Raw genomic sequence first — 13,433 nt, forward strand, 5'->3', positions numbered from 1 at the left:
TGTTCATCGGGCGACGGCCCCGCCCTCAGCAGCGTTGCCTTCGTCCAGCAATGCGGACGCGACCCGCTCCAGCCCCTCCGACCTGGACGCCTTCACCAGCACCACGTCTCCCGGCTGCAGTTCACTGCGCAGCAGGTCGACCGCCGCCCGCGCGTCGGACACGTGCACCGACTCCTCACCCCACGAACCCTCGTTATAAGCGCCCATTCGCAGCCAGGCGGCTTCCCGGCCCCCTACTGCCACGAGCTTGCTGACGTTGAGCCGGACGGCGAGCCGTCCGACAGCGTCGTGCTCGGCGAGTGCGTCCTCGCCGAGCTCGGCCATCTGACCGAGCACCGCCCACGTACGCCGCCCCTTGCCCATCGCCACGAGTGCGCGCAGCGCAGCCCGGGTGGACTCGGGGTTCGCGTTGTAGGCGTCGTTGACGACCGTCACGCCGTCCGCGCGCTCGGTGACCTCCATGCGCCAGCGGGAGAGCGTGCCTGCCTCGGAGAGCGCGGACGCGATCTCGTCAGCGGGCATGCCCGACTCATGGGCGACGGCGGCCGCGGCGAGCGCGTTCGACACGTGGTGCTCACCGTACAGCCGCAGGGTCACGTCGCTGCACCCGGAGGGTGTGCGAAGCGTGAAGGCGGGGCGACCGTCGTCGGTGAGCCGGACGTTCTCGGCACGGATGTCGGCTTCGGGGGACTCGCCGAAGAAGACCACACGGGCCTTGGTGCGCGACTCCATCGCACGTACGTACGAGTCGTCGGCGTTGAGGATCGCGATGCCGCCCTCGCTCGCGTCGGGCAGCGACTCGACCAGCTCGCCCTTGGCCTCGGCGATCTTCTCGCGGCCGCCGAACTCGCCGATGTGCGCACTGCCCACGTTCAGGACCAGCCCGATACGCGGCGGGGTCAGCTCGGTGAGGTAACGGATGTGGCCGACTCCGCGGGCACCCATCTCCAGGACGAGGTGCCGGGTGCCCTGCTCGGCGCGGAGCGCGGTCAGCGGCAGGCCGATCTCGTTGTTGAGGTTGCCCTCGGGCCACACCGTCGGGCCGCTGCGCTGCAGCAGCTGCGCGATGAGGTCCTTGGTGCTGGTCTTGCCCGCCGACCCGGTGAGCGCGACGACGTCCACGCCCAGCCGCCGGACGACCTCCCGGGCCAGCGCGCCGAGCGCCGCCACGACGTCGTCCACGACGATCGCGGGCACGCCGACGGGGCGGGCGGCCAGGACGACCGCCGCGCCGGCCTCGATGGCCTGGGCCGCGAAGTCGTGCCCGTCGACCCGCTCGCCGGCGAACGCGGCGAACAGCGCGCCGTCGGTCACGGCCCGCGAGTCGAGCACGGCGGGTCCGGTGACCACGACCGAGTCATCCGGTATGTCGTGCGGCCGCCCGCCGACGATGCCGGCGACCTCGGCGAGGGACAGGGAGATCACAGGTCACCTCCGGCCGGGGGCAGGAGATGGCGAGATGGGGGTTGTGCGCGCATGGCGGTGTGTCATCCCTGGTGATCGTGGTGCTGCGATTTCAGTGAGCTCTCGATGGCCTCGCGCAGTACCTGGCGGTCGTCGAAGGTGCGTACCACTCCGGCGATGTCCTGGCCCTGCTCGTGGCCCTTGCCGGCGACGATGACGGTGTCGCCGGGCTCCGCGCGGGCGACCGCGGCGGCGATGGCGGCGGCCCGGTCCTCCTCGACCAGTACCGTGCCGCGCTCGTGGGACGGCACGTCGGCGGCGCCCGCGAGCATGGTGGCGAGGATCGCGAGGGGGTCCTCGCCGCGTGGGTTGTCGCTGGTGAGGACGGCGGTGTCGGCGAGGCGGGCGACGGCGGCGCCCATCGGCATGCGCTTGGTGCGGTCGCGGTCGCCGCCGCAGCCCAGCACCGCGTGGATCTTGCCCTCGGTGACCTTGCGCAGCGCGCGCAGGACCGATTCGACAGCGTCCGTCTTGTGCGCGTAGTCGACCACCGCGAGGTAGTCCTGGCCCGCGTCCACCCGCTCCAGGCGGCCGGGGACGCCCGGTACGGCGGCCACGCCGTCGGCGGCGGTCTGCGGGTCCACGCCGGCCGCCACGAGCGCCACGATCGCGGCCAGCGCGTTGGCGACGTTGAACGGACCGGCGATCGGCGAGGCGGCCTGCACGGTCACGCCGTCCGGGCCGTGCACGGTGAACGTCGAACCCAGCGTGCCGACCTCGACGTCGTCGGCACGCCAGTGGGCGTCCGGGTGGCCCTCGGCGGAGAACGAGGTGACCGGCACCTCGGACTCGCCCTCGATGAGCCGGCGCCCGAACTCGTCGTCGAAGTTCACCACGCCGGCCCGGGAGCGGGCCTTGGTGAACAGCTGCGCCTTGGCCTGGAAGTAGTCCTCCATGCCCGTGTGGAAGTCCATGTGTTCCGGGCTGAGGTTGTTGAAGACCGCCACGTCGAACACGCAGCCGTCGACCCGGCCCAGCACGAGTGCGTGGCTGGAGACCTCCATGGCGACCGACTTGACGCCGCGCTCGCGCATCACCGCGAAGAGCGCCTGCAGATCGGTGGCTTCGGGCGTGGTCCGCTCGGACTTCAGCCGCTCGTCGCCGATCCGGGACTCGACCGTGCCGATCAGGCCCGTCAGGCCCACCCGTCGCCCGCCACCGCCCTCCAGCGGAAGCGCTTCGCGCTGCTCCTCCTGACTGGCCTTCACGGCCGCGGCCCGCAGGCCGCCGTCGATCAGGTACGCGGTGGTGGTCTTGCCCGAGGTGCCCGTGATGCCGATCTGCAGCAGCTCGGCACCCGGGTCGCCGTAGATCGACACGGCCAGCGCGCCCATCCGGGCCCGCGGGTTGTCGACCGTGAGGACCGGCAGGCCCGTCGCGGCGGCCCGTTCGGTGCCGGCGGGGTCGGTCAGGATCGCGGCGGCGCCCAGCTCACGGGCCTGCGCGGCGAAGTCGGCACCATGGAGGCGGGCGCCCGGCAGCGCCGCGTAGATGTCACCGGGGCGTACCGCGCGGGAATCGTGCGTGATGCCGGTGACCGCGGCCTCCGCCGCCGGCACGGCCGTGCCCAGCTGGTGTGCCAGGTCCGCCAGCGGGATCGGGCGGACGCGCTCGGGGCGGGGCGGGCCGGGGTGTTTGCCGGGGCCGTCCTGCTGGGCATTGGGGGACTGATCAGCATGTGACACGGCGGTGAGCGTACCGGGCCCATGGGCCTCGGGGCGAAGTGAGGGACGCGGTCGTGGGCGGTTCCCCACGTCCGGAGTGATGGTCATCACGAATCACCTCATCCGCCCGGCTTGAAGGCGACCGGCAGCCGCGGCGCCTCGGCACCGGTCGGCGGCACCTGGAGCGTCTTCAGCGCGAACTGCATGACCTGCTTGTAGATCGGGCCGCAGACCTGGCCGCCGAAGTAGCTGCCCCTGGTCGGATTCTGTACGGCGCAGTAGACGGTGATGCGGGGCTTGTCGGCGGGCGCGAAGCCGGCGAAGGAGGCCGTGTACCCGTGGTACCGGCCGGTCTTCGGATCCACCCGGTTGGAGGTGCCGGTCTTGCCGCCGACCCGGTAGCCGGGGATCTTCGCGGCGGTGCCGGTGCCCTCCTGGTCGTCGACCACCGATTCGAGCATCCGGGCGAGCGTCTTCGCGGTCTTCGGGCTCACCACGCGGGTCTTCTCCGGCTTGGGCCCGGCGACGTACCGGCCGTCGGGGCCCTTCGTGCCGCGGACGAGCGAGGGCGCGATCCGCTCGCCGCCGTTGGCGATGGTGGAGTACACGGAGGCGGCCTGCACGGCGTTGAGCGAGAGGCCCTGCCCGAAGGGGATCGTGTACTGCTGCGAGGTGCTCCAGTCCTGCGGCTTCGCCAGGATGCCCGCGGTCTCGCCGGGGAAGCCCAGCCCGGTCGGCTGTCCGATGCCGAACTTCCGCAGGTAGGAGTGGAGCACCTGATTGGCCTCGCGCTGGGTCTTGCCCAGCTGTTCGACGGACAGGATGGTGCCGATGTTGCTGGATTTGGCGAGCACGCCGTTGAGCGTGAGGTGCCAGGTCGGGTGGTCGATGTCGTCGGCGAAGAGCCGGTCGCCGCGGTGCAGCCGGTTCGGGACGGTGACGTGCGTGGAGGGGGTCGCGGCGCCCTCCTCCAGTACGGCCGCGAGCGACATCAGCTTGCTGGTCGAACCTGGCTCGAAAGCATCGCTCAGGGCGGCGTTGCCGAGCGCGTCGGCGTCCGAGCGGGAGATGTCGTTCGGGTCGAACGCGGGGGCGTTGGCCAGCGCCAGGAGCTCGCCGGTCTTCGTGTCCTGCACGACGACGTAGCCGCGGTCGGCCTTGGACTTCTCGACCTGCTCGGTGATGGCCTGCTGCGCGGCCCACTGGATGTCCCGGTTCAGGGTCAGTTCGACGTCCGAACCGGGCACCGCGGGGTGCTCCTGGGTGTCGGCCGTCGGCACCCGCCGGCCGCCGGACTGGGCGTACACGAGCTTGCCGTCCTTGCCCGCCAGCTTCTTGTCCAGCATGGCCTCCAGGCCGCCCGCGCCCTTGCCGTCGGAGTTCATGAACCCCAGCACTCCGGAGGCCAGCTCCTTGTTCGGGTAGACCCGCTTGCTGTGCTCGTCGGCGAAGATCCCGAGCAGGACGTTGGGCCGCGGCCGGCTCTTGGGCGCGGCCTGCGCCTTGACGTCCAGCGCGTTCCGCAGGTCCTTGATCTGCTTCCAGACCTGGGGGCTCCGGCGGTGCGCGAGCAGGACGTAACGGGAGCGGGACTTGGAGAGCTTTTCGGCCAGTTCCTTCTGGGGCTCGCCGAGGATCGGCGCGAGCAGCGCGGCGGCCTTCTGCGGCGCGTCATCGATCTTGATCTTGTCGGGCGCCAGCAGGCTGGGGTCCGCGGTGATGTCGTACGCGTCCACGCTCGTGGCCAGGTCCACGCCGTCCCGGTCGGTGATCGCGCCGCGCTCGGCGGCGAGGGTGACCGGCACGTACCGGTTGACGTTGGCCTTGGCCGCGTACGTGTCGGCGTTCACCGCCTGCACCTGGAACAGCCGTACCGCGAAGACCAGCATGACCAGCGTGAGCGCGACGGCCACCAGCCGGAGCCGCGGCCGGGGGCTGCCGAGGCGGATGGCGGCCGGCGCCCCGTTTCGGGGGCGGGGCGGCCGCGGCGTCGCGGGGCGCTTCTTGGCGGCGGGGCGCTGCTGCGCGGCGGGCCGCTTCTGCGGGGCGGGGCGGCCGTCGGCGGAACGGGCCGCGGACGGGGCGCGCTTCGGTTCGCGCCGGGCGTCCGAGGGGCGCTTGGCGGCGGCCGGGCGCCGGTCGGCCGGACGGGGGACGCCACGGCCTTCAGCGGCCGCACGGCCGTCTGCGGAGCGTCCGCCGGACCGGCCGGACGCGCCACGGCCCGCCGTGCCCTGTGCGGGGCGCGGGACGCGGCGCGGGCCGGCGTCGGCGGGGCGGGCCGGGCCGCGGCGGGCGCGCTGCTCGCGCCGGTTCTCGGGGTCCCTGGGGTCCCTCGGTTCGCTCACTGCTCCCCCTCCGTCTCCGTCCGGTCTGCGAGCGATGCGTCCACGGGGGCGGCGTCGTGCCTCACGGGCTCACCCGCCGGAGGCCGTCGGTGCGGGCTTCGGGGAGGCGGTGCCGGACGGACTCCCGGACGGCTTGTCCGACGGCTCACCGGAGGGCTGGTCCGACGGCGTACCGGAGGGCTGATCCGACGGCGTACCGGACGGCGTGGGCGTCCCGGAGAGGGCCGGCGGGAGGCTCTCCTTGGCCCCCATCGGCACGGGCTGCCCCGTGGCTTCGGAGGGCACGCCGCGCACCGTGCCGTCCGGGTTCAGGAAGGCCGGGTCACCGCCGGGCACCATGCCCAGCCGGCGGGCCCGCTTCTCCAGGGAGCCGGGCGCCGAGTAGCCGTCCACCTCCTGCTGGAGGGCCTGCTGTTCGTCCGTCAGCTCGGTGGTGCGCTTCTCCAGCTTGCTCAGCTCGAAGGAGCCCTGGTTGAGGGCGGAGTTGAGCAGCAGCAACGTGATCAGGCCGGACCCGAGCAGCACCACGACCAGCAGCACGAACGGCGTACGCGCCGCAGTGCTCGCACCGGAGGGGAACAGGGCGGCCAGCCGCTCGCCCCCCGTACCGCGGAGCCGCCCGGGTCCGGTCACGCGTTGTCCTCCCGGATGCGTTCGGCACCGCGCAGCCGGGCCGGCGCCGCCCTGCGGTTCTCCGCGATCTCCGCCTCCGTGGGCAGCTCGGCACCCCGGGTCAGCAGCTTCAGACGCGGCTGGTACTGCTCCGGCACGACCGGCAGTCCGGGCGGCGCCGTGTTGGCGGCGCCCGTCGCGAACACCTGCTTGACCAGCCGGTCTTCGAGCGAGTGGTAGGACAGGACGGCGATCCGGCCGCCGACGGCGAGCGCCTTCACGGCGTTCGGCACGGCACGTTCGAGCACCGACAGCTCGCCGTTGACCTCGATGCGCAGCGCCTGGAACGTCCGCTTGGCGGGGTTGCCGCCGGTGCGCTTGGCGGCCTGCGGCAGCGCGTCCCGGATCAGCTCGACCAGCCGCGCGCTGTTCGTGAACGGCTCCTTCTCGCGCTCCCGCACGATCGCCGAGACGATCCGCTTGGCCTGCTTCTCCTCGCCGTAGGAGCGCAGGATCCGTACGAGCTCGCCCGGTGCGTAGCTGTTGAGGACCTCGGCCGCGCTCATGCCGGTCGTCTGGTCCATCCGCATGTCCAGCGGCGCGTCCTGGGCGTACGCGAAGCCGCGGTCGGCCTCGTCCAGCTGCATCGAGGAGACGCCCAGGTCGAACAGGACGCCCTGGACGCGGGGCACGGACAGCCGGGCCAGCACCTCCGGCAGCTCGTCGTAGACGGCGTGCACGAGGGTCGCGCGGTCCCCGAAGGGGGCCAGGCGCTCCCCCGCGAGCTTGAGGGCCGAGGGGTCGCGATCCAGGCCGATCAGCCGCGCGGCGGGGAACGTCGACAGCAGCGCCTCGCTGTGTCCCCCCAGTCCGAGCGTGCAGTCGACGACGACCGCACCGGGCTCGGCGAGCGCCGGGGCGAGCATGTCCAGGCAGCGCTGGAGCATGACGGGGACGTGGCGGGTGTTGCTGCTGTTCATGCGCCTTCCGATGAGGAGGGCGGCGGATACCGCCCCCTCGGGGGAAGGTGCCCACCTGCCGTTGGCCGACGGAGGCCGTGGTTCCCCGCGCGCGGGACTTTCGGGATCCAAGGAGAGTCTCACGCCTCCCACTTCGCGTCACTTTAGTCCACTCATCCCTTCGGTCAACCAACTGGTCGGGCGCGTCCTGAAGCCGCCGCCAGGGGGCTGCGGAACGCCGTCGTCCGGGTGTTGGGAAGCGTGCGGATTCACTCGTACAGGGGAAGGTCAGTCAATCTTGTGGGTTACCTCACAGGAATGGCCCGTTGACCCGCTATGCCCGTCCTCACAAGGGGTGCTCCGGCTCCGCAGCGACTACTTTTATGGCTATGTCGATATCCGCGTCGCAGGCACAGTCCCCGTCCGATGACCATGGCGCCGCTTCGGGCGGTTCGGTCATCGATCACATCGTCGAAGCCAACGCCCGGTACGCAGACAAGTTCGCCGACCCGGAGCTGAGCGCCCGGCCCGCCCAGAAGGTCACCGTCGTGACCTGCATGGACGCCCGGCTCAACCTTCCCGAGGCGCTGGGGCTGGAGGTCGGCGACCTCCACACCCTGCGCAACGCCGGCGGTGTGATCACCGATGACATCATCCGCTCCCTGACCATCAGCCAGCGCGCGCTGGGCACCCGTTCCGTCGTGGTCATCCACCACACGGGCTGCGGCATGCAGACCCTGACCGAGGACTTCCGCCAGGAACTCGCCGACGAGGTCGGCCAGCGCCCGGCCTGGGCGGTGGAGTCCTTCAAGGACGTGGACGTCGACGTACGCCAGTCGGTGCAGCGCCTCCGTACCTCGCCGTTCCTGCTCCACACGGACGACATCCGCGGCTTCGTCTTCGATGTGACGACGGGTCTGCTCCGTGAGGTGGACCCGCAGGGCTGAGCCCACCGGTCCCCGTTCGCCGGCGCGTCGTCGACGCGCCGGCGAACGTGCTTTCCGGCCATCGCCCCTGCCGGTGACCGGTGCCCACGGTTCCGAGTTATCCACAGCCCATGACGCGAAGCCGCGCCAACGGCAAGAATGCGTAAGTGACGTCGTGTCCGGCCCAGCCGGTCACGATGCCGCACGGGGTGGGCCGGACCAGGAAAGAGGCGCCGGCCCGGAAACAGGGGAAGCCCCGCTCCACCCGAGCGCGGGAAAGGGCCGAGGAGGGCCGGGTGACGACCTATGACGAGCCAGCGAGCCTCAGAGATCTGACCGCCACAGCCGAGCGTGTCCGCCGGTCGGTGGAGGGCGTGATCGAGGGCAAGCCCGAGGTCGTACGCCTCGCGCTGACCGTGCTGCTCGCCGAGGGCCACCTCCTCATCGAGGACGTGCCGGGTGTCGGCAAGACCATGCTGGCCAAGGCGCTCGCCCGGTCCGTCGACTGCTCGGTGCGGCGCATCCAGTTCACCCCCGACCTGCTGCCCTCGGACATCACCGGCGTCAGCGTCTTCGACCAGCGGCAGCGCGACTTCGAATTCAAGCCGGGCGCCGTCTTCGCCCAGGTCGTCATCGGCGACGAGATCAACCGCGCCTCCCCCAAGACCCAGTCCGCGCTCCTGGAGGCCATGGAGGAGCGCCAGGTCACCATGGACGGCCGGACGTACGCCCTGCCGAGCCCCTTCATGGTGGTCGCCACGCAGAACCCCCTGGAGATGGAGGGCACCTACCCCCTCCCCGAGGCGCAGCGGGACCGCTTCCTGGCCCGCGTGTCCATCGGCTATCCCGGCCCCGAGGCCGAGCTGCAGATGCTGGACGTGCACGGCGGCAGGTCCCCGCTGGACGACATCCAGCCGGTCGCGCACGCGCACGAGATCGTGAAGATGGTCGAGGCGGTGCGGACGGTGCATGTCGCGGACCCGGTGCGCAGATACGCCGTCGAGCTGGTCTCCGCCACGCGCAACCACCCCGACCTGCGGCTGGGCGCCTCCCCGCGGGCGACGCTCCATCTGCTGCGCGCCGCGAAGGCCGCGGCCGCCCTCGCCGGACGGGAGTACGTCCTCCCGGACGACCTCCAGTCGCTGGCCGTCGCGGTCCTCGCGCACCGGCTGCTGCCCACCGCGCAGGCCCAGCTGAACCGCCGCTCCGCCGAACAGGTGGTCCTGGAGATCCTGCACCACACGCCGGTGCCCGACCCCGCGGCCCAGTGGCCCCCGGCCTCACGGAGTTACTGATGCCGACCGCGAGCGGGGGGACCGAGGGGCCGCCGGCCGGCCGGTCGTACGGGCCGCCCGGCGCGCCGGAGGACGGCGGCTCCGCGGCCCCGGGCCTGCCGGCCGGGAGCGGACTGCGGGCCGCGCTGGGCGGGCTGACGACCCGCGGGCGGTCGTTCCTCGCGGCCGGTATCGCCGCGGCGGCCTGCTCGTACGTCCTGGGCCAGGCCGACCTGCTCCGGGTCGGCCTGCTGCTGGCCTCGCTCCCCCTCGTCTGCGTGGCCGTGCTGCACCGCACCCGCCATCGGGTGGCGGGCAGCCGCGCCCTCTCCCCCGCGCGGATCTCCGCGGCCTCCGAGACCCGGGTCCGGCTGCACGTCGAGAACGTCTCCCGGCTGCCGACCGGCGTCCTGATGCTCCAGGACCACGTGCCGTACGTCCTCGGGCCGCGGCCGCGCTTCGTCCTGGACCGGGTGGAGGCGGGCGGCCACCGGGAGCTGTCCTACCGCGTCCGCTCGGACCTGCGCGGCCGCTATCCCCTCGGGCCGCTCCAGCTGCGCCTGTCCGACCCCTTCGGCATGTGCGAGCTGACCCGCTCCTTCAGCGCGCAGGACGTCCTCACGGTGGTGCCCCGGGTCGAGCCGCTGCCCCCGGTGCGGCTGGCCGGCGACGCCTCCGGGTACGGCGACGGGCGGCACCGCGCGCTCGCGCTGGCGGGCGACGACGACGTGATCCCCCGCGGCTACCGCCACGGCGACGACCTGCGCCGGGTGCACTGGCGCTCCACCGCGCGCCACGGCGAGCTGATGGTCCGCCGCGAGGAGCAGCCCCAGCAGGCCCGCTGCACGATCCTGCTGGACACCCGCGGCGCGGCGCACCGGGGCTCCGGCCCGGACTCCCCGTTCGAGTGGGCGGTCGCGGGCGCCGCGTCGGTCGGGATGCACCTGCTGGAGCACGGCTTCTCCGTACGCCTGCTGACCGACGCCGGCAGCTCCGTGCCGGGTACGGACGGCGCGGGCGGCTTCTCCGGCGGCGCGGCCGACGCGGCGGGACTGCTGCTGGACACGCTGGCCGTCGTCGACCACTCCGAGGAGCCCGGCCTGTCCCGCGCGTACGACGTGCTGCGCGGCGGCAACGAGGGCCTGCTGATCGCTTTCCTCGGTGACCTGGACGAGGAGCAGACCGTGCTGGCGGGGCGGCTGCGCCGAAGCAGCGGGGCGGCGGTGGCCTTCGTGCTGGACGGCGACGCCTGGAGCGGCGCCGCGGCGGACGGCCCCGAAGCGGCGCCCGCGCTCCCCCTGGCCGACCGGCTGCGCCTGCTGGGCGACGCCGGCTGGACGGCACTCCCGGTGACCCCGCGGGACACGCTCCCCGCCCTGTGGCGACTCGCCGACCCCGCCCGCACACCCCGGACTCCGCCGCAGAATCCTCCCGGTACGGCAGCGCCCCACGGGCCGGCGGACGGGCCCCCTGGACGGCCGGGCGGCGGACAGGGACCGGCCGGGCCGTACGGATCGGGCGGGGCGTACGGGACAGGTAGTGCGTACGGACCGGGCGGGGCCTACGGGCCGGGGGCGGCGCCTCGGGGCGACGGCCGGAAGGGGGCGGGACGATGAGCGGCCGTGCGCGGCTCGCGGTGTGCGCGATGGTGGCGACGCTCAGCGCCGCGTGCGCGCTGCTGCCGCTGGTGGAGCCGATCGGCTGGATGTTCCAGGCGGCGGCCCTCCTCGGGCTGGTGATCGTGGCCGGCGCGCTGGCCCGCCGGGTTCCGCTGGCCCGCCCGCTGACCGTCGCGGCCCAGGCCGTGACCGGGCTCCTGCTGCTCACCCTGCTGTTCACCCGCGGCCAGGCGGTCGCCGGGGTGCTGCCCGGCCCCGACGCCTTCCGGGAGTTCGGCCAGCTCCTCCAGGAGGGCGCGTCCGACGTCGGCCGGTACGCCATCCCGGCCCCGGTCACCACCGGCATCCGGCTGCTGCTGGTCGGCGGTGTCCTGGTGATCGGCCTGATCGTGGACGCGCTCGCCGTCACGTACCGCAGCGCGGCGCCCGCCGGCCTCCCGCTGCTCGCGCTGTACTCCGTCGCCGCCGGGCTGGCCAAGGACGGCGCGGGCTGGCTGTGGTTCCTGGTGGCGGCCGCCGGGTACCTCCTCCTGCTGCTCGCCGAGGGCCGCGACCGGCTGTCCCGATGGGGCAGGGTGCTCGGCGGCGGCCCGACGACCGCGGGCCGCCCGTACGCCACCGGGCCCGTGCCGCCCGGTGGAGCCGCGCCCGCCCCGATCCGCACGGGCCGCCGGATCGGCGCGCTCGCCCTGGGGATCGCCCTCGTCGTCCCGGCCGTGCTGCCCTCGCTGAGCGGGGGCCTGCTGGACATGAGCGGCCGCGGCGGGGCCGGCTCCGCCGGCGGCACGATCTCCGCGGTGAACCCGCTGGTGTCCCTCCAGGACAGCCTCAACCAGCCCGAGGACCGCGAGGTCCTGAACTACCGCACGACCACGCCCGACACCCGCGATCTGTACCTGCGGATCGTCGCCCTGGACCAGTTCGACGGGGCGGCCTGGAAGCCGTCGCAGCGCACGGTCGTGGACGTGCCGGACCAGCTGCCCGACCCCCCGGGGCTGGCCCCGGACGTGGACACCACCGCGGTGAACACCTCGGTGTCCGCCGCCCAGTGGTACGCGCAGAACTGGCTCCCCATGCCTTATCCCGCCTCCCGGGTCGACATACCCGGCCGCTGGCGCTTCGAGCCGGAGGGCCGCACCCTGGTCGGCGACCGCGGCCAGAACACCCGCGGGGCCCGGTACCAGGTGGAGAGCCTGATCGTGCGCCCGACGGCCCGGCAGCTGGCCGACGCGCCGCGGCCGCGGCCCGCCCTGCGGCGCGAGTACACCCGTGTGCCCGGCTCGCTGCCCCCGGTCGTCGAGCGGACGGCGCGACAGGTGACGCGGGGCGCCCGCTCGGACTACGCCAAGGCGGTCCGGCTGCAGGACTGGTTCGCGCTGCGGGGCGGCTTCACGTACAACACCGAGGTCCGGGCGGGCAGCGGCACCCGGGCCATCGAGCGCTTCCTGCAACAGAAGCAGGGCTTCTGCGTCCACTTCGCCTTCTCGATGGCGGCGATGGCCCGCACGCTGGGCATCCCCGCGCGGGTCGCGGTCGGCTTCACCCCGGGCGGCAAGCGGGCCGACGGCTCGTACTCGGTAGGCCTGAAGGACGCGCACGCCTGGCCCGAGGTGTACTTCGAGGGGGTCGGCTGGACGCGCTTCGAGCCGACGCCCAGCCGGGGCAGCGTGCCGGACTACACCGTCACCGCGGACGCCCCGGACGAGGCGGACCCGGGCCGCGCCGAGCCGCTGCCGGGCCGGACCGCCGCGCCGGAGCCCGCGCCGTCCACGGACGGCGGGACCTGCCCGCCGGACCAGCGCCGGGTGGCCGAGTGCGGGGCGCTGCCCCAGGCGTCCGGCGGCGGTCCGGCCGACGACGGGCCGGCGCCGGGGGCCGTGGCGGCCGGCGCGCTCGCCGCACTGCTGGTCCTGCTGCTGCCGGCGGTACCACTCCTCTGGCGCATCCGCAGCCGCGCCCGCCGCCTCGCCAGGAGCCGCGCCGCTCCCCCGGGCTCCGCGCACAGCGCCGCGGGGTTCCCGCGATCGTCCCGGCCGTCCTCCCGGCCGCGCGATGCCCGCGCAGGCGGCTCCGGGCCGCTGACAGGTGCGGCCGCCACCGGGTCGGCCGGTGCCGGTTCCCCGCCCGGAGGCGCCGACCCGCGCCCGGCCGTGCTCGGCCCCTGGCGGGAACTGGTGGATTCGGGCTGGGACTACGGCATCGTCCCGGACGACGCGCTGACGCCGCGGAAGGCGGCCGAGCGGATCGTACGCGTGGGTGAGCTGACGGGCCCGGCGGCGGAAGCGGCGCACCGGGTCGCCGGCGCCGTCGAGCAAGCCCTTTACGCGCCGCGTCCCGAGGTCACGCCGGGCCTTGCCGACGACGTACGCCGGGTCCGCACCGGCCTGCACGCCGCCGCCTCCCGGGCCCAGCGCCTGCGCGCCCTCCTCGCCCCGCCCTCCGCGGTCCGCCTCCTGTGGTCCGTCTCCGCCCGCGCCTCCGCCCTCGTGGGACGACTCCGCACGGCGGCACCGGGGAGGTCGGCGGCTCGGTAGCCGGCCCGGTGGACAGCCCGGCAGACGCGGCCC

9 protein-coding genes are annotated in these 13,433 nt (G+C 74.0%); 4 read left to right on the forward strand and 5 right to left on the reverse strand.

What is annotated here, in order from left to right; translation table 11 throughout:
• Nucleotides 1–3: 3 nt before the first annotated feature.
• From murF to rsmH, 5 genes are all read right to left on the reverse strand, one after another.
• Nucleotides 4–1,425, reverse strand: a complete 1,422-nt coding sequence (gene murF, locus ACIGQF_RS11210; RefSeq protein ID WP_399708114.1) for a UDP-N-acetylmuramoyl-tripeptide--D-alanyl-D-alanine ligase — start codon at nucleotides 1,423–1,425, stop codon at nucleotides 4–6.
• Nucleotides 1,426–1,487: 62 nt separating this feature from the next.
• Nucleotides 1,488–3,236 (reverse strand): UDP-N-acetylmuramoyl-L-alanyl-D-glutamate--2,6-diaminopimelate ligase, encoded by a 1,749-nt coding sequence (locus tag ACIGQF_RS11215; RefSeq protein ID WP_399708116.1) that lies wholly within the window; start codon nucleotides 3,234–3,236, stop codon nucleotides 1,488–1,490.
• A gap of 11 nt (nucleotides 3,237–3,247) precedes the next feature.
• The gene (locus ACIGQF_RS11220; protein ID WP_399708118.1) at nucleotides 3,248–5,476 is read right to left on the reverse strand and encodes a penicillin-binding transpeptidase domain-containing protein; all 2,229 of its coding nucleotides are present in this window, start codon (nucleotides 5,474–5,476) and stop codon (nucleotides 3,248–3,250) included.
• Between the two features lie 69 nt (nucleotides 5,477–5,545).
• Entirely contained in the window at nucleotides 5,546–6,109 is a 564-nt protein-coding gene (locus tag ACIGQF_RS11225; RefSeq protein WP_399708120.1) for a septum formation initiator family protein, read from the reverse strand.
• Nucleotides 6,106–7,068, reverse strand: coding sequence for a 16S rRNA (cytosine(1402)-N(4))-methyltransferase RsmH (gene rsmH, locus ACIGQF_RS11230; RefSeq protein WP_361560702.1), 963 nt, complete (start codon nucleotides 7,066–7,068; stop codon nucleotides 6,106–6,108). Before rsmH ends, ACIGQF_RS11225 begins: the two co-directional genes overlap by 4 nt.
• A 368-nt stretch (nucleotides 7,069–7,436) precedes the next feature.
• Between rsmH and ACIGQF_RS11235 the strand changes: the two genes are divergently transcribed.
• The 4 genes from ACIGQF_RS11235 (at nucleotide 7,437) to ACIGQF_RS11250 (ending at nucleotide 13,400) form a co-directional block, all read left to right on the forward strand.
• Nucleotides 7,437–7,994, forward strand: a complete 558-nt coding sequence (locus tag ACIGQF_RS11235) for a carbonic anhydrase (RefSeq protein WP_361560705.1) — start codon at nucleotides 7,437–7,439, stop codon at nucleotides 7,992–7,994.
• A 275-nt stretch (nucleotides 7,995–8,269) separates the two neighbouring features.
• Nucleotides 8,270–9,268, forward strand: a complete 999-nt coding sequence (locus ACIGQF_RS11240; protein ID WP_361560708.1) for a MoxR family ATPase — start codon at nucleotides 8,270–8,272, stop codon at nucleotides 9,266–9,268.
• Nucleotides 9,268–10,863, forward strand: a complete 1,596-nt coding sequence (locus ACIGQF_RS11245) for a DUF58 domain-containing protein (protein WP_399708123.1) — start codon at nucleotides 9,268–9,270, stop codon at nucleotides 10,861–10,863. The genes ACIGQF_RS11240 and ACIGQF_RS11245 overlap by 1 nt, the downstream gene beginning before the upstream one ends.
• Nucleotides 10,860–13,400, forward strand: coding sequence for a DUF3488 and DUF4129 domain-containing transglutaminase family protein (locus ACIGQF_RS11250; RefSeq protein ID WP_399708125.1), 2,541 nt, complete (start codon nucleotides 10,860–10,862; stop codon nucleotides 13,398–13,400). Before ACIGQF_RS11245 ends, ACIGQF_RS11250 begins: the two co-directional genes overlap by 4 nt.
• The last annotated feature ends 33 nt before the right edge of the window (nucleotides 13,401–13,433 follow it).

The sequence above is a fragment of the Streptomyces sp. NPDC053560 genome, from assembly GCF_044544605.1.
Lineage (GTDB): Bacteria > Actinomycetota > Actinomycetes > Streptomycetales > Streptomycetaceae > Streptomyces.

Bases quoted from the DNA above. Each gene is read 5' to 3' on its own strand.
- ACIGQF_RS11250 (WP_399708125.1), top strand. From the start codon at position 10,860: ATGAGCGGCCGTGCGCGGCTCGCGGTGTGCGCGATGGTGGCGACGCTC.
- ACIGQF_RS11235 (WP_361560705.1), top strand. From the start codon at position 7,437: ATGTCGATATCCGCGTCGCAGGCACAGTCCCCGTCCGATGACCATGGC.
- ACIGQF_RS11245 (WP_399708123.1), top strand. From the start codon at position 9,268: ATGCCGACCGCGAGCGGGGGGACCGAGGGGCCGCCGGCCGGCCGGTCG.
- ACIGQF_RS11215 (WP_399708116.1), bottom strand. From the start codon at position 3,236: ATGACCATCACTCCGGACGTGGGGAACCGCCCACGACCGCGTCCCTCA.
- rsmH (WP_361560702.1), bottom strand. From the start codon at position 7,068: ATGAACAGCAGCAACACCCGCCACGTCCCCGTCATGCTCCAGCGCTGC.